This window comes from Agromyces cavernae (assembly GCF_021044935.1).
GTDB classification, from domain to species: Bacteria; Actinomycetota; Actinomycetes; order Actinomycetales; family Microbacteriaceae; genus Agromyces; species Agromyces cavernae.
This window is the reverse complement of record NZ_JAJNMP010000001.1, coordinates 608,022-626,695: the sequence shown is the minus strand read 5'-3', so window position 1 is coordinate 626,695 and position 18,674 is coordinate 608,022. Positions and strand designations below refer to the sequence as shown.

Sequence of the window (18,674 nt, the reverse complement as noted above, 5' to 3'; positions counted from 1 at the left end):
GAGGGGCGACCCCGTCGGCGCCCGGTCGGGGCGCAGCGCGCGACAAGTAGACTGGCACGGTCAGGCATTCGCCCCGCGGCATCCGCCTCGCCGCCGTCTTCTGGAGCTCGCCACTCGTGACCATCGAAACTCCCGCAAACATCGCTGCACCGACCACCTCGGTGCTCGACACCGTCGAGGTCGCGCAGGCCACGCCCGAGAAGGAGCAGCCGTACGCGGCGTTGGGCCTCAAGCCCGACGAGTACGAGCGCATCCGCAACATCCTCGGCCGCCGCCCGACGAGCGCCGAGCTCGCGATGTACTCCGTCATGTGGAGCGAGCACTGCTCGTACAAGTCGTCGAAGATCTACCTGCGCCAGTTCGGCAAGAAGGTCACGCCCGACATGAAGAAGAACCTCATGGTCGGCATGGGCGAGAACGCCGGCGTGCTCGACATCGGCGAGGGCTGGGCCGTCACCTTCAAGATCGAGTCCCACAACCACCCGAGCTACATCGAGCCGTTCCAGGGCGCCGCAACCGGCGTCGGCGGCATCGTGCGCGACATCATCTCCATGGGCGCCCGTCCGGTCGCCGTCATGGACGCCCTGCGCTTCGGCGCGATCGACCACCCCGACACGGCGCGCGTCGTGCACGGCGTCGTCTCGGGCATCAGCTTCTACGGCAACTGCCTCGGCCTGCCGAACATCGGCGGCGAGACGTGGTTCGACCCGGTGTACCAGGCGAACCCGCTCGTGAACGCCCTCGCGGTGGGCGTGCTGCGCCACGAAGACCTGCACCTCGCGAACGCGAAGGGCGCGGGCAACAAGGTCGTGCTCTTCGGTGCCCGCACCGGCGGCGACGGAATCGGCGGCGCGTCGATCCTCGCGTCCGACACGTTCGCCGAGGGCGGCCCGACGAAGCGCCCCGCGGTGCAGGTCGGCGACCCGTTCGCCGAGAAGGTGCTCATCGAGTGCTGCCTCGAGCTGTTCGCGGGCGATCTCGTCGAGGGCATCCAGGACCTCGGCGCGGCCGGCATCTCGTGCGCGACGAGCGAGCTCGCCTCCAACGGCGACGGCGGCATGTCGATCGTGCTCGACGACGTGCTGCTGCGCGACCCCACGCTGACGCCCGAAGAGATCCTGATGAGCGAGAGCCAGGAGCGCATGATGGCGATCGTGCGTCCCGAGAAGCTCGCCGGCTTCCTCGAGGTCGTGAAGAAGTGGGACGTCGAGACGAGCGTGCTCGGCGAGGTCACCGACACCGGGCGCCTGAGCATCATGTGGCACGGCGAGGAGATCGTGAACGTCGACCCGCGCACGGTCGCCGTCGACGGCCCCGTCTACGAGCGCCCGGTCGCCTACCCCACCTGGATCGACGCGCTCCAGGCCGACACCGCGGCCGGCCTCAAGCGCCCCAGCAAGCCCAAGGCCCTGCGCGAGCAGTTCCTGAAGCTCATCGGCTCTGCCAACCAGGCCGATTCCGCGTGGGTCACGAACCAGTACGACACGTATGTGCTCGGCAACACGGCGCTCAGCCACCCCGACGACGCCGGCATGGTGCGCGTCGACGAAGAGTCGGGCCTCGGCGTCTCGGTCGCGACCGACGCGAACGGCCGCTACTCGCAGCTCGACCCGCGGCAGGGCGCCAAACTCGCCCTCGCCGAGGCGTACCGCAACGTCGCGGTCACCGGCGCGAAGCCGATGGGCGTCAGCGACTGCCTGAACTTCGGCTCCCCCGAGAACCCCGAGGTCATGTGGCAGTTCTCCGAGACCGTCGAGGGCCTGAGCGACGGATGTCTCGAGCTCGGCATCCCCGTCACCGGCGGCAATGTGAGCTTCTACAACCAGACCGGGGACGTGCCGATCCACCCGACCCCCGTGATCGCGGTGCTCGGGGTGATCGACGACGTCGCCCGCCGCATCCCGAGCGGTTGGCAGGACGACGGGCACAACATCTACCTGCTCGGCGACACCAAGGCCGAGCTCGACGGCTCGGCCTGGGCCGGGGTCGTGCACGACCACCTCGGCGGACGCCCGCCGGCCGTCGACCTCGCCGGTGAGCAGCGGCTCGCCGAACTGCTGGGCGCCGCGGCGGTCGAGGGGCTCATCGACTCGGCGCACGACCTCAGCGACGGCGGCCTCGCGATCGCTCTCGCCGAGGCGGTCGGCCGCTTCGGCGTGGGAGCGCGCGTGTTCCTCAGCGAGGTCACGGGCGACGCCGGCATCGACCTCGCGACCGCGCTGTTCTCCGAGTCCACCGGGCGCGTCATCGTGTCGGTGCCGCGCGAAGACGACGTGAAGTTCCGGGGCCTGTGCGAGGGCCGGGGCTACCCGGTGCGGCGCATCGGCGTCACCGACGCGGCATCCGGCGCCCTCGAGGTGCAGGACGCGTTCACCGTCTCGATCGACGAACTGCGCTCGGTGAACCGGGCACCGCTGACCGACGCGTTCGGCCCCGTGCTCGGGCACTGAACGCACGTCGACGAGCGAAGCGTATCGAGACGAAGAAGCACACCGAGACCGTCATGACCGAGAGCACCGAGAGCACCGAGAACCTCGAGTACACCGAGGCCTACGCCGCCGATCACGGGCGTTTCGCGGTGATCCCGGCCGCATACGTGCTGCTTCGTCGCGGCGACGAGGTGCTGCTGCAGCTGCGGCGAGGCACGGGCTACTACGACGGCCATTGGGCGTGCGGGGCAGCCGGACACGTCGAGCGCGGTGAGACGCTCCTCGCCGGCGCCGCCCGCGAGACCCGCGAAGAACTGGGGGTCGAGGTCGACGAGTCCGACCTCGAGGTGCTCACCGTCATGCATCGCACGGGCGCGACCGGCGCCGCCATCGACGAGCGCATCGACGTGTTCTTCCAGGTGACGCGGTGGCAGGGCGATCCCCAGCTCGTCGAAGACAAGGCCGCCGACCTCGGCTGGTTCCCGCTCGACGCGCTGCCCGACCCCGTCGTGCCGCACGAGCTGGCCGTCATCGAAGCACTGCGCGAGCGCCGCCTCGCCCCGATCACCCCGTTCGGATTCTGACATGGGCGATCTCGCGTTCTACGGAATGCTCGCGACCGGGGCGTTGGCGCTCTTCGCCCTCGTCATCGTCATCGGCATCGTCATGCGCTTCGTCAAGGCGCCGAGCGGAGCCCGGTGGCGTCACGCGTTCGGCCCGCTCATGGGCGCGGGCGAGAAGTACCAGGAGCTGCACACCGGGCAGAAAGGCCTGCAGGACTCGGTGATCGAGTCGATCCGTGAGCAGGAGGCCAAGGGCTCCAAGCGCGAGAGCGGCGAGCCCGACAAGACCGCCAAGACCGACGAGACCGGCAAGACCGACGAGACCGGCAACGGCGGCGCGACCGGCGAAGGCGCCGACCGCGACGACGACGACACATCCGACGGCCCGAGCGCGCGACGCTGAGCCTCCCGCTACGCACGCGATCCGCTTCTGCCGCTACGTCCCGTGCGAGAACCTGATCCTGCGCGCCGCGGCGCCGTGTCGCGTACGGCCGACCAGATCTCCGCCCACTGCGGTCCGCTGACCCGGCTCGGCAGCACGTGGTCCGCGAGCCCGAGCGAGCCGAGCAACCGGCGGGCCGGCGCCGATTGCAGCGGGCGCGAGGTGCGGGTGAGGATCTGCGCGAGGCCACGCCCTCGCCCTCGATAGACCTCGGCGACGAACGCCTGGTACGCGCCACGATCGGTCGACGCGACGAGAGGTTGCTCTCGACGCTGGATTGCGAACACGCCGCCGTCGACCGACGGCGCGGGACGGAACGCGCGCGCGGGCACGCGTTCGTGGAGGCGGAACGAGAACCACGGATCCCACTGGGCGGTGAGCAGGCTCGAGCCGCCGACCCCGCACCGGCGTCTCGCGACCTCCCATTGGGTGAGCAGGATCGCATCGGTCCAGTGCCCGCGGGCAAGCAGCGAGCGCAGGATGGCCGTGGTGAGGTGGAACGGCACGTTGCCGACGACCGTGTGCGGCACGCGCGGGTAACGCCACGCGAGGGCATCGGCATGCACGACCGTCACATGGCCGGCGCGCTCGCGGTCGAGATCGCGACGCAGGGCTGCGACTCGGCGGGCGTCGATCTCGAGTGCGGTGAGCGGCCGGCCGAGTCCGGCGAGCTCGCGGGTGAGCGCCCCGCTGCCCGCGCCGAGTTCGATGATCCGGCCGGGCGTCGCTGCGGCCAGCGAGACGATGCGGTCGACGACGCCGCGGTCGACGAGGAAGTTCTGGCCGAGCTCGTGGCGTCCGGCCACGTGCGTCGCCGATCGGGATGGGCGAGAAAGAGAAGAAGCGTGTGTGCGCACTGAAGACTCCGCTGGCGAGGATCGTCAGCCGGGCACGCCGAAGACGCACCGCGGCCAGGGTCATGGCCGAGGCGGAGGAACGCGTGAAGGACCGGTCGCTCCGCCTCAGGCGGTGCGGGGCCGAATGATCATCGCCGAGAAATCGCAGGACACGGTCGTCGACCTTAGCAAAGCCGCCCGAGCGATGCACCGGACATGGCCGGGGAACGCCGTATCACGTCCCCGACGGCGGATTCGCGAGCAGCTCGACGCGATCGGCGAGATACCGCTCGAGCGGTGTGAGCGCGTCGGCCTGCGTCGCGCTCCAGCGAATGAACACCTGATCGTCGCGAAGCACGAGCGGGCCGGATGTCCCGGCGCTCGCGAGCTCGTCGAGATCGATCGGGCGCGCATCGAAGTTCACGGTCTCGCCCTCGGCGATGCCGCCCTTCACCGCGGCCGCACGGTGCGCGCGCTGCTCGGCGACGGCCTCGGCGGTGACGCTCCTCCGCGCGGATCGCTCGGCGCGCACGACCCGCCCGGTTGCCCAGACCGAGCCGGTCTCGTCGAGCAGCACGACGCCCAGGCGCCACACCCGGGCGACGGGCACCATGCGTGCGGCCCTCGGAACGCCGAGGACGCGCCGCTCGGGTACGAACTCGGCGAGCACCTCGCGTCGGGCTCCCGACTCGGCGAGCGCGCTCGCCGCGCGGCTCAGGTGCTCACGGGCACGATCGAGTGCCTCGGCTGCGTCATCGGGCGGTGTCGCGGCATCCGTCATCGCGACCTCCCGATGAGTGCCAGCAATGCGAGCCCGTACGCCTCGGCGGCGTCGGGGTGTTCGAACCGCCGCGTCTCGCCGCCGAGGTCGATCACGACCTCGAACGCGTCGTCGAGCCGCCCGAGCGACCGGAACGCGCCGCGCAGCAGCTCGCGCAGCTGGTCCTCGCGCGGCAGCCACACGGCATCCGCGATCGCGACCGAGTCGAGCGCCCACTCGGTGGTTCCGTTGAAGGCGAGGATCGCGCCGGTCGGGGTGGGCAGCGTGTCGATCGTCATCTCGCTCACGGTGAACACGTCGGCCTCGGCCTCGGCCTCGACGTTCGAGGGCAGGTCGAGTTGGAATCGGTCGCCCGACTCGGGGTTCCAGACGAGTCCCGAGTCGCGGAGGGCGAGCGCGAGCTCGCGTGTGATCATCGATGCACCCCTGCGTCACGGTACACGACGCAAGCGCGCCGACGACTGCCCGCTCAGGGGTGCGGGCGACGCCCCGGCGCGACGCCGACGCGCACGTGCTCGCCGGTGGCGGCCTCGGCGAGCGCCGCATCGAGGTCGGCGAGTGCGTGGGTCGCACCGACGAGTTCGTCGAGCGGCAGGCCGCGCCACGAGCGCTCGAGGAACGCCACGGCGCGAACGAGCTGGTCGGGGGTGTAGTTGTGCACGCCCGTGACCGTGACGAGGCGTCGCACGATCGCCTCGGGATCGACCGGGACCTCGGAGCCGGGGGTCACGGTTCCGAGCAGCACGGCGATGCCGCCGATGCCGAGCGTTCGCACGGCCGTCTGTGCCGCCGCTGCGGAGCCCGACGCTTCGATCGAGATGAGCACTTCGGGGATGCCGCGCGCCGTCAATGCCTCGATCGCCGCGTCGAGCCGTTCGGGTGAGCTGCCCCGGGCGCCCGGGTCGACGGCGATCGCTCCGAGGCGTGCGGCGAAGGCGCGACGGGCGGGGTCGGGCTCCGACACGATCACCGTGGCTCCGGCCTCGATCGCGAGCGCGGTCGCGCTGAGGCCGATCATGCCGGCACCTGTCACGAGCATGCCCGCGCCGCCCAGCCGAACCCGGGTCGATGCCGCGTCGAGCGCGGCCACCGCGGTCGCGGTGGCGCACGAGGCGGGCGCCGCGACGAGGGCAGGCAGCTGTTCCGTCACGCGCACGATCGCCGTTCCCGCGCGCAGCTGCACGTGCGTGGCGAAGCTGCCCGACAGCTCCCAGCCGCGGTGCACGCGTTCATGGCCGTACTTCGCGAGCGACCGGCACTTCTGGGTGAGGCCGCGTCGGCAGCGGTCGCATTCGCCGCAGCTCACGGTGACCGACCAGACGACGCGATCGCCGAGCTCGAGCGCTGAGCCGTCGGAGCGCACCGCGCCCTCGCCCACGGCGACGACCCGACCCACCTGCTCGTGTCCGAGCACGAGCGGGGTCGCCGCCGGCTGCGTGCCGCGCACGGTGTTCACGTCGGACCCGCAGATCGTGGCGAGTTCGACCTCGACGAGGGCTTCACCGGGTGAGAGCCGCACGCCCGGCGCCGCGAGGGCGTCATGCGGGCGACCGGGCTCGTTCCAGACCATCGCGACGGGCGAGGGCCTCAGAATGAGGTCGGGTCCTGCGACGCGCACGACGGTGTGCATCACCACCCCCTACTCGCCGCGCAGGCCGAGCAGTGCGGGCAGGTCGGCGATGCTCTGGATCACCGCGTCTGCGCCGGCGCCCTCGAGCGCCTCGCGGTCGTGCTCGCCGGTGAGCACGCCCACGACGAACCCGGCGCCCGAGTTCACGCCGGTCTCGATGTCGGTGACGGTGTCGCCGACGACGACCATCGCATCGACGGCGCTGGCGCCGGTGCGCAGCAGGGCGGTGAGCGGCAGGTCGGGATAGGGGCGCGCGCGACCCGCCTCGCCCGCGGAGAGCACGATGTCGGCGAGCCCGTGCCAGCAGAGTGCATCGAGTTCGGCGTCGCGCTCGACGGGCGGCAGGTCGGTGATGAGGGCGACGGATGCCCCGGCCTCGCGCAATTCCTCGATCACGGCGACCGCTCCGGGGATCTCGACGCCGTCGACGGTGACGATCGTGCCGGCCATGTCGAGCACGATCAGCTCGATGTCGCCGTCTTCATCATCGTCGTCTTCGTCGTACTCGTCGACGTCCTCGTCTTCGACCTGGTCCTCGAGTTCATCGGCATCGTCTTCGACGTCGTCTCCGAGCTCCGCGAGCTCGTCGAGTTCGGCCAGCTCGTCGTCGCCCAGCGGGGCGATGGTGTCGAGCAGTTCCTCCGCGGATGCGGGGTTCGTCGAGTTCGTGGTCATGACGCGCCTTTCTGCGGCTCACCGGACGGGCCTCATCGCGGGTGCTCCGGCAGCGTCCGCGGTTCCGATGCTTCACCGTATTCAGGGGCCGTCAACGACCGACGGCGGGATGGTTACGAACGGGTGAACCGCGCGAGACGCCTGTCACCGGACACGCGGCGCCGGTGCGCGCCGCCTCAGCGGCGGATGCGCGCCGGCCCGAACGCCGCGCCGATGCCGACCGTGATGATCGCGGCGACGAGCAGGCCCCATCGTGCCGTGAGGATCGAGATGACCGCGAGCACGATGCCGAGCACGACGAGCACGCGGGCGATCACGAGCCGCACCTTGCGGCGCGAGAAGAACCCCGGCTTCGGGGCGGGGGCGCTCATCGCGCCACGGCGAACTCGGTGCCGGTCGCACGCTCGGCGAGAGCCCACACCCGGGCGGCGATCGCGGCATCGGTCGTCGTGCGGGTCGGCCGGTGCAGCACCGGCGAGCCCTTCGTCATGAACCGCGGACCCCAGAACTGGCCGCCGTCGACGCCGGGCGCGGTGAGCGCGTGCAGGATCGGCTCGGCGCCTCGGTGCTTGCCCTGCGCCCACAACGCCTGCGCCGAGTCGGCGAAGCGCTTGCCGGTGCTCGGCTCGTTCACGCCCGGGACGCGCGGCGTTCGCCCTCCGATGGAGTACCCGGGGTGGGCGACGATGCTCGACACCGGGACATCCGCCGCTCGCAGCCTGCGATCGAGCTCGAACGCGACCACCTGCGACGCGATCTTCGACTGCGCATAGGCCCGCCAGGAATCGTAGCCGCGCGTGAGCTGCAGGTCGTCGGTGCGGAACGTCGAGAGCATCGTCGAGAGCGACCCGAGCGTCACGACGCGCGCTCCGGGCGCGAGGTGCCCCAGCAGGCGGGCGAGCAGGGCGAAATGCCCGAGCATGTTCGTGGCGAGCACGAGCTCGTTGCCGTCGACCGATTCGCGACGCTGATCAGGGGCGTGCACCATCCCTGCGTTCGCGACGACGCCGTCGAGTGCGGGGCCGGCGATGAGCGCATCGGCGCCCGCCCGCACCGAGTCGAGCGATGACGTGTCGAAGACGAGGGTCTCGACGGATGTCGCGGGCCGCGCCTCACGGATCGCGGCGACCGCCGCCTCGAGCCGCTCGGGGTTGCGCCCGCTGAGCACGACGTGGGCACCGGCTGCGGCGAGCCGGGCGGCTGTGAAGAACCCGAGTCCCTTGTTCGCGCCCGTGACCAGCACGCGGCGACCGGACTGCGAGGGCACCGGGGTCGGGTACCAGCTCACAGCTCGCCCGAGGCGCCGCCGCCCGCCAGCTCCTCGTGGTGCTGGATGACCTCGGCGACCACGAAGTTGAACCACTTCTCGGCGAACGCGGGGTCGAGGTGCGCGTCGACGGCGAGCGCCCGCAACCTGGCGATCTGGCGCCGCTCACGGTCGGGATCGCTCGGCGGCAGCCCGTGCGCGGCCTTCAGCCGGCCGACCTGCTGGGTGAACTTGAACCGCTCGGCGAGCAGGTGGATGAGGGCGGCGTCGATGTTGTCGATGCTCGAGCGGATGCCGAGCAGCGCGCTCATCGCAGCATCGCGGTCGTCGAAGGCCCCGTCAGTCATGCTTCGAGCGTACTTGGCGAACAGTGCGGCGCGGCATCCGATCCCCCACCGGATGCCGCGCCGCGGTCTGTGTTCTCGGGATCAGCGGGGTGTCGCCCGCCGGATCACGAAGTAGCCGCCGATCGCGAAGAACGCGGCGAGCCCGAGCACGACGGTGAACACGCCGACGATGCCGATGCCGCCGAGCCACTCGAAGATCATCGGCCAGCTCTCGGTGAACGTCGCGATCGCGACCGCGGCGAGCACGAGGGCGATGGCCCCGAACATGAGGATCATCATGCCGCGCATGCGCCACCGCAGGTACACGGTGGTGATGCTCGCCCCGATGAAGAGCACGAGCAGCTGCAGCGCGAGCGTCGTGTAGAAGTCGACCAGCCAGCCGTTCTGCCCGTACCAGAGCGCATCGAACATGGAGATGCCGATCCACCAGCCGCCCGTCGCCTTCTCGAGCTGTACGAGCGTAGCGATGGCGACGGCGTTCAGCAGGGAGACGATCCCGAACATCAGGCTCGTGCCGAGCCAGAAATCACGCCGGGTGGCACCGAAGCCCAGGGCGAACGACAGCGTCATGCCGATGGCCTGCACGCCGACGACGACGAGGTACCACTGGGGCGACAGGACCGCCCAGCTGTAGCGCATGCCCTCGCCCATCTTCGCGACGTCTGCACTCGCGCCGGTGATGATGATCCCGACGACCATCGACACCACCCAGGCGCCGCCCAGGATGACCCAGGGGATCCCGAAGAACACCGAGGGCGTCACGGCGTGCAGACGCACGACGCGCCAGACCTCGTTGAAACGCGTGCGAGGCTCTGTGCGGACCAGTGCCTGGTCGATCACGGCGGTCATGCTGCGACCTCCTGTTCGGTCGGATCGGCCCGGAGGTCGGTGCCGGTCATGTGGACGATGAGCTGCTGGAGCGAGACGGGCGCGAGCTCGAGGCCGTGCTCGGCGGCGCGGATGCGGTCGGCCTGGCCGAGGCGTTCGTCGATCGTGACCGACGCGAGGCCGCCGAGGCTCTCGCGACCGATCACCGCCCGGTCGGCGACGAACGAGTCGACGGCTGCCCGCCCCCCGGCGACGGTGGTGGCCGAGCCGCGCACCTCGTCGGCGTCGCGGTCGAGCAGGATGCGCCCTTGATCGATGACGAGCAGGTGCTCGAGGAGGTTCGCGACCTCGTCGATCAGGTGCGTCGAGAGCACGATCGTGCGCGGGTGCTCGGCGTAGTCCTCGAGCAGGCGATCGTAGAAGATGTGCCGGGCGACGGCGTCGAGTCCCAGGTACGGCTCGTCGAAGAACGTGAGCGGCGCGCGCGAGGCGAGCCCGACGATGACGCCGACCGCCGAGAGCTGACCGCGCGAGAGCTTCTTGACGTACCGGTTGAGCGGAAGCCGGAAGTCGTGGATGAGTCGCTCGGCGAACTCGGCGTCCCAGTGCTCGAAGAACCATGGGGCGGCCTTGAAGACGTGCGAGGGCTTGAAGCTGTCGGGGTAGCGCTGCGACTCGGCGATGAAGCAGATGCGGCGCAGGACGTCGGCGTGCTCGGCGGGTTCGCGACCGAACACGTCGAGCGTTCCACCGTCGGGGAAGATCTGCCCGGTGAGCATCTGCATCACGGTCGTCTTGCCGGCGCCGTTGCGACCCAGCAGGCCGTAGATGCGGTTCTCCTCGAGCGTGAAGTCGACGGCGTCGACGGCGGTGAAGGTGCCGTATCGCTTGGTGAGTCCGCTGGCGCGGACCACGGTGCGGGTCATGAGTTGATCCTTTCGGCACGCAGGAGTCCTGCGAGTTCGTCGATGTCGATGCCGAGCTTCTCGGCCTCGACGATGAGCGGTCGGATGTATTCGGTGGCGAAGTCGGCCCTGCGACGCTCGATGAGCCGTGCCCGTGCGCCCTGGGTCACGAACATGCCGATCCCCCGTCGCTTCTCCACGATTCCGTCGTCGACAAGGCGATTCACCCCTTTCAGTGCGGTGGCCGGGTTGACCCGGAGGAACGCGGCGAACTCGTTCGTCGAGGGGATCTGGCTGCCCTCCGGCAGCGAACCCTCGATGATGTCGTTCTCGACCTGTTCTGCGATCTGGATGAAGATCGGTCGCGATTCGTCCATTCGGGCCTATCTGGTTCGTCATGAACTTCGTTGGTTCATTACTTGTGTAACTAACCAACCATGCTCGGGGTTCGTTGTCAACCCCCGCTGTTTGCTCGTTTCATGCTCGAACGTTGCTTGGTCATGCTCGAAGTCGTCTGTTGTGGGACATCAGACGTCATGCTACGTTCGGCCTCAGTTGTGCCGAAGTCGGCCTCGCCGGGGCCGACACCCACCGATCGAAGGAGATCCATCCCTAATGCCGACCTCACCGACGCTGGCCACCCTGGCCGGCTTGGCGCTCGTGGCGGGGAGCGTGCTCGCCGCTCCACCCGCGCTCGCCGAACCCGCGGCTCCGACAGCGACGACCGCGAGCACTTCGGGTCCCGCAGCCGCGCCCGCCGATGGCCTCGACCCCGACCTCACGCTCGTCGACCTCGCCAGCCGCGGCGAGGGCGACTGGCTGCGATATCGCATCCCGGCACTCACCACGGCGCCCAACGGCGACCTGCTCGCCGTCTTCGACGGGCGGCCGACGATGAACGACCTTCCGTCGAACATCGCCCTGCTCATGCGCCGCTCGACCGACGGCGGCGCGACCTGGGGCCCGCAGGAGGTCATCCGCAAGGACGCCGCGCCGAACGGCTACGGCGACCCGTCCGTGCTCGTCGACCGTGAGACCGACGACATCTTCGTGTTCTACGCCGCCTCGATCAACCAGGGCTTCGCGGGCTCCGGCACGGGCAGCGACCCGAACGACCCCAATGTGCTGCACGCCGACTACTCGGTGTCGCGCGATGACGGCGCGACCTGGGAGCACCACCGCATCACGCGTCAGCTGAAGGGCGATGGCACGAACTGGGCCGGCATGTTCGCCGCGAGCGGCGAGGGCATCCAACTCCGCACCGGCGAGCACGCCGGGCGCCTCATCCAGCAGTACACGGTGCGCATCGCCGGCGGCAACTACGCCGTGTCGGCATACTCCGACGACCATGGCGAGACGTGGAAGGCATCGGAGCCGGTCGGCCCGGGGGCGGATGAGAACAAGGTCGCCGAACTCGCCGACGGCAGCGTGCTGCTCGTCTCGCGGGCGGCGCCGTACCGCCAGACCGCGAAGTCGACCGATGGCGGCCAGACGTACTCGAAGTTCACGCAGGACCGCGAATTGCCGGACCCGGCGAACAACGGCTCGGTCATCCGCGCCTTCCCCGATGCTCAGTCGGATGACCCGCGGGCGCAGGTCCTCCTGCACTCGAACACCGACAACCAGAACGTTCGACGCAACCTCACCGTCCGCATGAGCTGCGACAGCGGGGACAGCTGGCCGATCGAGCACGTGGTGCAGTCCGGGGCATCGGCCTATTCGACCCTCACGCCGCTTCCCGGCGACGACGGCGAACTCGGGGGCTCCTACGGCCTGCTCTACGAGCGCGAGGGCTACCGCCACATCTCGTACACGAGCTTCGACCTCGACTGGGTCGGCGGCGTCTGCGCGTCGCTGCAGCTGGAATCGGCGCCGACGTTCACCGCCGGCGAGGCGGCGACTGCGACGGTCGTGGTCGAGAACCAGAGCGGCGCAGACCTCCCGACCGCTCGTATCGCCCTCTCCGACGACTCCGCCTGGAGCGGCGCCGACGTCGAAGTGCCGCCGCTCGCCGCGGGCGAGGAGACGACGGTCACCGTGCCGTTGACGCCGCCCGCGACCGCAGACACGCGCACCCATACGGTACGACTGGAGTATCGAGCCGAGAACGGCACCTCGTTCATCGACGCCGCCCTCAAGGTCGAGGCATCGAACCTCGTGCCCGCGCCGTCGCTCGACCTCCGGCCGGTGCTCGACGCGATCTACACGGCGGGCGCAGAGGGCCTCCTCGGCGACCGGATCCAGCCCTGGCTCGAGGTGATCAACACCGGCAACGTGCCGCTGACGAACATCAGGCTCCTCGAACCCGCAGGCGGCTCGGCGTGCAACTTCTCGACGCTCGCACCGGGTGCGAGCTACGTGTGCCGCAACAACTCCCCGAACCGCACGATCACGGCGGCAGACCTCGCCGCGGGCGTCTGGTCGACGAACTACCGCGCCAACGCGCAGGCGGTCGGCCGCACGATCGAAGCCAACGCCCGACTGTTCCCGGTCGACCTGGCCGAGGGGATCGCCCTCGAGGGCGCCCCTACCGTGGGGATCCCCTCGGGCGAGTTCGCCACGAGCTCGTTCGTGCGCGTGCCGCGCGTAGGCACGACCGGACCCGACGCAGGCAGTGATCGGCCGCTCGTGCTGCAGGTCCCCGCGAACGGACGGGCCAGCGCCCAGGTGGCCGTCACGGCCGGCGACGAGATCGACGACCTCGCGGTGACCGTCTCCACCCTCACCGAGGTCGACCGCAAGACTCCGGCGGCCCTCGAGGGCGCCGTCGCCGTGCGCTACCCCGAGTACATCGAGAACACCGTGCAGGGCGGGCTCATCGCCGATCCCCTCCGCGAGGTCGACTCGGTTGACGTCCCGGCGGGCCGCAACCAGCCGGTGTGGTTCACCGTCGAGGTGCCCGAGGGCGCCGACCCCGGCGTCTACGAGGCCGCAGTCGAAGTGACGAGCGCCGCCGGCGCGATCTCCGAGCGCACGCTGCGGGTCGTCGTGCCGAACGTCGCCATGCGCCCGGTCGCAGATCGCCCGTTCGTGCTCGACCTCTGGTCGCACCCCGACGCCGTCGCCGATCAGCTCGGCCTCGAACCGTGGAGTGAGGAACACTTCGCCGCACTCGAGCCGTACTGGGCCGACCTCGCCGCCGCCGGCCAGGACGTCGTGAACCTCGCGATCACCGAAGACCCGTGGCTCGTGAACCACCAGGGCCAGATCCGGGCGCAGACCTGGAGCCCGTACCGGTCGACGGTGGACTGGATGTGGGACGGAACGACGTTCGACTTCGACTTCGCCGTCTTCGACCGACTCGTCACCGACGCCCGCGCCGCCGGCGTGGGCACGGACATCCATGCGTTCGCCATGCTGCAATTCCAGCGGCATGATCGCATCACATACACCGACACCCGCACCGGTGAGCGGGTCGACGAGACGGTCGCCGTGGGCGATGCCCGCTACAACGAGGCATGGCAGGCGTTCCTCACGGCGTTCACGGCGCACCTGAAGGACAAGGGCTGGTTCGACGACACCCGTCTCGCGTTCGACGAGCAGCCTCTCGCCCGCATGAACGCCGCGTTCGCGGTGCTCGACGCGGTGAGCCCCGAGTGGCGCGACAAGATCGCGCTCGCGGCGAACTCGCTCGCCGAGGCCGACATCGCCGAGGCGATCTCGTTCAACGTGAGCTTCCTCGACGACGTGCCGCAGTCGCTGATCGACGAACGCCGCGCCGAGGGCAAGCCCACGCTGTTCTACACGTGGAACGAGCCGACGATCCCGAATACCGTCGTGCCGACTCCGCCGTTCAACACGCGCTCGCTCGGCTGGGTGGTCGAGCAGCGCGACCTCGACGGGTACCTGCGGTGGACGTACAACTCGTGGCCCGAGGACGTCTTCGCCGACCCGACCTTCCGGTACGGGCAGGGCGACGAGTACATCGTCTACCCCGGCGACGACGGCCCGGTCTCTTCGACCCGCTGGGAACTGTTCCGCGACGGCCAGGACGACGCCGAGCTGCTCGACCTCGCGAAGGAGCAGCTGGGCGCCGACGACCCCGTCGTCGCGGCCGCCCTCGACGGCATCGACCCGGCCGGCGCCTCGACTCCTGCGGCGTGGGCGTCTATGGTCGATCACCGCGCGGCGCTGATCGCCGCGCTCGCGAACGCCGACAGTGCCGATGTTGCCGCGTCGATCGACGGCGGAGCCGTCGCCGCGGGCGGCGTCGCCACGTTCGAAGTGACGGTCACTGCGGGCGATGACCGGCTGCGCGACGTGACCGTCGACGTTCCCGGCGCGACCAGCGTCACGACACACGGGGGCAACTCGCCGGTCAAGGCCCGAACGAGCCGCTCGTGGACCGTGACGATGCCCGTTCTCGGCGGTCCCGGTGAGCGGTTCACGGCCGACGTCGTCGTCACGTCCCGTGGTGATCGGGTGGTCGAGGCGCTCACTGCGCGCGCCGAGATCGTCGACGCCGTCGCACCGCTCGCTGCGATCGAGGTCGACCGGATCAGTGTCGCGAGCCCGATCGACACCATCACGGCGAGCATCCCCGTGCGGAACATCGGGGCGGAGGCCCGAACCGTCACGCTCGCGGCCACCGGGCTCGAGACCTTCGCCGCCGAACCCATCAGCGTGACGGTCGCCCCCGCGGAGACGCTGGTGGCGGAACTCGTGCTCGACCCGCAGGGTCGCAGCGGCCTCGACGAGGCCCGCATCGAGCTCGCCATGGACGGCACCGTGCTCGCGTCGAAGGACGTCAGCCTCGTGGCGGGCGGGTACTTCCTCTCGGACGCGACATTGACCGGGACGACGAACGGCTGGGGTCCGGTCGAGATCGACATGTCGAACGGCGAGGACCAGGCCGACGACGGCACGACGCTCTCACTCGGCGGCAAGCGCTACGCCAAGGGCTTCGGCGCGCACGCGGCGTCGACGATCTCGATCGTGCTCGACGGTCGATGCGATGCGGTGTCGTTCGACTACGGCATCGACGACGAGATCGCCTCGGGCGGTTCGGTGCTGTTCCTCGTCCGCGGGGATGGCAGTGAACGGTGGCGCTCACCGGCGGTCATGACGGCGGCGACGGCCACCGGCGGTGCGGTCGTCGACGTGACGGGCGTCGACCGGCTCGATCTCGTGCTCGACCCGCAGGGCGGGAACGGGCAGGACCACGGCGACTGGGCGAACGTCTGGGCGAAGTGCTCGTGAGCGATCGATAATCGATGATGGGCCGTGCAGTCACGACGACTGCACGGCCCATCACGTTGCGCGAGACGATCAGGCGACGGATGCCTCGGCGCGACGGCGCGACAGCCGCAGGCGGCCCTGCGTGAGCAGGATGCCGAGCAGCACGAGCACCGCACCCACCGGCTCGTGCCATGAGAAGGTCTCGCCCAGCAGGATGACCCCGAGCGCGACACCCACGACGGGCGTCACGTAGGTGACCGTCGACGAGCCGGTCGGCCCCCATGCGCGCAGCACGTTGATGAGCCAGATGTAGGCGAGTCCAGTGCCGAGCACGCCCAGCGCCAGCAGCGAGCCGACGATCGCCCAGTCGAGGTCGACGGGGGTCAGCGCGAGCCACGGCGTGAGCGCGAGCATGACCACCGCCGAGACGCCGATGGAGAGGAACGCGAACGTCGCGGGCGCGATCGGCCGTTGGCTCAGGAACCGGCGCTGGTAGCCGAAGGTGAAGCCGTAGCAGAGGGTCGCCACGAGGCACGCGAGCTGACCGGCGAGGCTGCCCGTGAGCGCCTGGTACTGCCACGGGCCGATGATGACGAGCACCCCGACGATGCCGACGCCGACGCCCGCCCAGCGGCTGAGCCCGAGCCGTTCGACCCGGAACACGGCCGTCGCCATGAGCGCCGTCATGATCGGCGTCGTCGCGTTGTAGATCGACGCGAGGCTCGACGACACGAACTGCTCGGCCCACGCGAAGCACAGGTACGGGATCACGCAGGTCGTGAGCGACACCACGAGGAAGTGCAGCCACACGGCCCGGTCGCGCGGCAGCACCGGGCCCGGCGTGCCGTCGGCGGCGGGCACACGCGGCCGCGTGATGAGCACGATCACGCCGAGCGCGAGCGCCCCGAGCACCGTGCGCGACCACGCGATCTGCCCGAACGAGACCCCGTCGAGGGCGACCTTCATGAACAGGAAGCTCGCACCCCACACGACGCCCATGGCGAGGAACTGCACCCACGTCGACAGCCGCCCCGAGCGCTTCGGTCCGGCGCCGCCCTGAGCCCGTCGATCGGATGCCGCGGCTGCGGCCTGTTGCGCGGTGCTGGTGCTCACCGGTCGAGCGTAAGCCCGTCCGGTGACGACGGCACCCGTCGGCAGGGGTGCTTGTCCGGAATCCGCCGGAGGTCGGCAGTCGCGGAACGGCGGTCGGGACATCCGCCCTTGCCGTCGCTCCCCCGTCAGGCGATGCTGGGCGACATGACCAGCCATTTCGATGTCGTCGTCCTCGGCGCCGGCCCCGGCGGGTACGTCGCCGCGGTGCGCGCCGCCCAGCTCGGACTCAAGACCGCCGTGATCGAGGAGAAGTACTGGGGCGGTGTGTGCCTGAACGTCGGGTGCATCCCTTCGAAGGCGCTGCTGCGCAACGCCGAGCTCGCCCACATCTTCCACACGCAGGCCGCGCAGTTCGGCATCAGCGGTGAGGCATCCTTCGACTACGGCGTCGCCTTCGATCGCAGCCGCAAGGTGGCCGACGGACGCGTCAAGGGCGTGCATTTCCTCATGAAGAAGAACGGCATCACCGAGATCGACGGGCGCGGCACCTTCCGCGATGCGAACACGATCGACGTGGCGAGGGCCGACGGGTCGACCGAGACCGCCACGTTCGCGAACGCGATCATCGCGACCGGGTCGCGCGTGAAGCTCCTGCCCGGCGTGGCGCTGTCGCAGAACATCGTGACGTACGAGACGCAGATCCTCTCGCGCGAGCTGCCGCGCTCGATCGCGATCGTCGGCGCCGGCGCGATCGGCATGGAGTTCGCATACGTGCTGCGCAACTACGGCGTCGAGGTGACGATCATCGAGTTCCTCGACCGGGCGCTGCCCAATGAAGACGTCGACGTCTCGAAGGAGATCACGAAGCAGTACCGCAAGCTCGGCGTGCCGATCCTCACCTCCACCAAGGTGCAGACGGTCACCGACGACGGGACATCCGTCACCGTCTCGTACCAGGGCGCCGACGGGCAGCCGGGCTCGCTCGAGGTCGACAAGGTGCTCATGGCCGTGGGCTTCGCCCCCAACGTCGAGGGGATCGGCCTCGAGGCCGCGGGCGTCGCCCTCACCGACCGCGGCGCGATCGACATCGACGAGTCCATGCGCACGAACGTGCCGCACATCTTCGCCATCGGCGACGTCACCGCCAAGCTCATGCTCGCGCACGTCGCCGAGGCGCAGGGCGTAGTCGCGGCCGAGACGATCGGCGACGCCGAGACCATGTCGCTCGGTGACTACCGCATGATGCCGCGGGCCACGTTCTGCTCGCCGCAGGTCGCGAGCTTCGGGCTCACCGAGCAGCAGGCGCGCGACGAGGGCTACGACGTGAAGGTCGCCACCTTCCCGTTCACGGCGAACGGCAAGGCGCACGGCCTCGGCGACCCCGTCGGCTTCGTGAAGCTCATCGCCGACGCCACGTATCTCGAGCTGCTCGGCGGCCACCTCATCGGCCCCGATGTCTCGGAGCTGCTGCCCGAACTGACGCTCGCGCAGAAGTGGGACCTCGGCGCGCTCGAACTCGCCCGCAACGTGCACACGCACCCCACGCTCTCCGAGGCGCTGCAGGAGGCGTTCCACGGTCTCGCCGGCCACATGATCAACATGTAGCCCCGCAGGTTGAGGAGGCGCGCCAGCGCCGTCTCGAAACCGCTGCGCGAGCATCCGGGTTTCGAGACGCTCGCTGGCTCGCTCCTCAACCCGCGGACGGCACGGCAACGGGGGCGGATGTCCCGGCACGTGGCC

General features: G+C 70.2%; 17 protein-coding genes. 5 read left to right on the top strand and 12 right to left on the bottom strand.

Features of this window, described 5'->3' with window-relative positions:
• Window positions 1-116: 116 nt before the first annotated feature.
• The 3 genes from purL to LQ757_RS02875 are packed head-to-tail and all read left to right on the top strand — an operon-like array spanning window position 117 to window position 3,395.
• Window positions 117-2,450 (top strand): phosphoribosylformylglycinamidine synthase subunit PurL, encoded by a 2,334-nt coding sequence (gene purL / locus LQ757_RS02885; protein ID WP_231045693.1) that lies wholly within the window; start codon window positions 117-119, stop codon window positions 2,448-2,450.
• Between the two features lie 53 nt (window positions 2,451-2,503).
• Entirely contained in the window at window positions 2,504-3,013 is a 510-nt protein-coding gene (locus LQ757_RS02880; protein WP_231045692.1) for an NUDIX hydrolase, read from the top strand.
• Window position 3,014: 1 nt separating this feature from the next.
• Window positions 3,015-3,395: a hypothetical protein gene (locus tag LQ757_RS02875; RefSeq protein ID WP_231045691.1), complete on the top strand. Its 381-nt coding sequence runs from the start codon at window positions 3,015-3,017 to the stop codon at window positions 3,393-3,395.
• 8 nt (window positions 3,396-3,403) lie between these two features.
• Here LQ757_RS02875 and erm read toward each other — a convergent pair whose 3' ends face one another.
• From erm to LQ757_RS02820, 11 genes are all read right to left on the bottom strand, one after another.
• Window positions 3,404-4,240 (bottom strand): 23S ribosomal RNA methyltransferase Erm, encoded by an 837-nt coding sequence (gene erm / locus LQ757_RS02870; protein ID WP_231045690.1) that lies wholly within the window; start codon window positions 4,238-4,240, stop codon window positions 3,404-3,406.
• Between the two features lie 265 nt (window positions 4,241-4,505).
• A complete protein-coding gene (locus tag LQ757_RS02865; protein WP_231045689.1) occupies window positions 4,506-5,051 on the bottom strand; it encodes a hypothetical protein in 546 nt (181 codons plus the stop codon).
• Window positions 5,048-5,467 (bottom strand): pilus assembly protein CpaE, encoded by a 420-nt coding sequence (locus LQ757_RS02860; RefSeq protein WP_231045688.1) that lies wholly within the window; start codon window positions 5,465-5,467, stop codon window positions 5,048-5,050. The genes LQ757_RS02865 and LQ757_RS02860 overlap by 4 nt, the downstream gene beginning before the upstream one ends.
• A gap of 53 nt (window positions 5,468-5,520) precedes the next feature.
• The gene (locus tag LQ757_RS02855) at window positions 5,521-6,681 is read right to left on the bottom strand and encodes an alcohol dehydrogenase catalytic domain-containing protein (RefSeq protein ID WP_231045687.1); all 1,161 of its coding nucleotides are present in this window, start codon (window positions 6,679-6,681) and stop codon (window positions 5,521-5,523) included.
• Window positions 6,682-6,690: 9 nt separating this feature from the next.
• Window positions 6,691-7,356, bottom strand: coding sequence for an HAD family hydrolase (locus tag LQ757_RS02850; protein WP_231045686.1), 666 nt, complete (start codon window positions 7,354-7,356; stop codon window positions 6,691-6,693).
• A gap of 176 nt (window positions 7,357-7,532) precedes the next feature.
• Entirely contained in the window at window positions 7,533-7,727 is a 195-nt protein-coding gene (locus LQ757_RS02845; RefSeq protein ID WP_231045685.1) for a hypothetical protein, read from the bottom strand.
• Window positions 7,724-8,623: an SDR family NAD(P)-dependent oxidoreductase gene (locus LQ757_RS02840; protein WP_231045684.1), complete on the bottom strand. Its 900-nt coding sequence runs from the start codon at window positions 8,621-8,623 to the stop codon at window positions 7,724-7,726. The genes LQ757_RS02845 and LQ757_RS02840 overlap by 4 nt, the downstream gene beginning before the upstream one ends.
• A gap of 17 nt (window positions 8,624-8,640) precedes the next feature.
• Window positions 8,641-8,970: a chorismate mutase gene (locus LQ757_RS02835; protein WP_231045683.1), complete on the bottom strand. Its 330-nt coding sequence runs from the start codon at window positions 8,968-8,970 to the stop codon at window positions 8,641-8,643.
• An 81-nt stretch (window positions 8,971-9,051) separates the two neighbouring features.
• Window positions 9,052-9,819 (bottom strand): hypothetical protein, encoded by a 768-nt coding sequence (locus tag LQ757_RS02830; protein WP_231045682.1) that lies wholly within the window; start codon window positions 9,817-9,819, stop codon window positions 9,052-9,054.
• On the bottom strand, window positions 9,816-10,724 hold the full coding sequence (locus LQ757_RS02825; protein ID WP_231045681.1) for an ABC transporter ATP-binding protein: 909 nt from the start codon (window positions 10,722-10,724) through the stop codon (window positions 9,816-9,818). The genes LQ757_RS02830 and LQ757_RS02825 overlap by 4 nt, the downstream gene beginning before the upstream one ends.
• Window positions 10,721-11,080: a GntR family transcriptional regulator gene (locus LQ757_RS02820; RefSeq protein WP_231045680.1), complete on the bottom strand. Its 360-nt coding sequence runs from the start codon at window positions 11,078-11,080 to the stop codon at window positions 10,721-10,723. The genes LQ757_RS02825 and LQ757_RS02820 overlap by 4 nt, the downstream gene beginning before the upstream one ends.
• Before the next feature lie 238 nt (window positions 11,081-11,318).
• Between LQ757_RS02820 and LQ757_RS02815 the strand changes: the two genes are divergently transcribed.
• Window positions 11,319-15,902 (top strand): glycoside hydrolase domain-containing protein, encoded by a 4,584-nt coding sequence (locus LQ757_RS02815; RefSeq protein ID WP_231045679.1) that lies wholly within the window; start codon window positions 11,319-11,321, stop codon window positions 15,900-15,902.
• A gap of 69 nt (window positions 15,903-15,971) precedes the next feature.
• On the opposite strand, the gene LQ757_RS02810 is transcribed toward LQ757_RS02815, so the two are convergent.
• Window positions 15,972-16,994 carry a DMT family transporter gene (locus LQ757_RS02810; RefSeq protein ID WP_308195541.1) on the bottom strand — a complete coding sequence of 341 codons (1,023 nt, stop codon included), beginning with the start codon at window positions 16,992-16,994 and terminating at the stop codon, window positions 15,972-15,974.
• Between the two features lie 144 nt (window positions 16,995-17,138).
• On the opposite strand from LQ757_RS02810, the gene lpdA reads away from it, so the two are divergent.
• Window positions 17,139-18,539, top strand: coding sequence for a dihydrolipoyl dehydrogenase (lpdA, locus tag LQ757_RS02805; RefSeq protein ID WP_231045678.1), 1,401 nt, complete (start codon window positions 17,139-17,141; stop codon window positions 18,537-18,539).
• The last annotated feature ends 135 nt before the right edge of the window (window positions 18,540-18,674 follow it).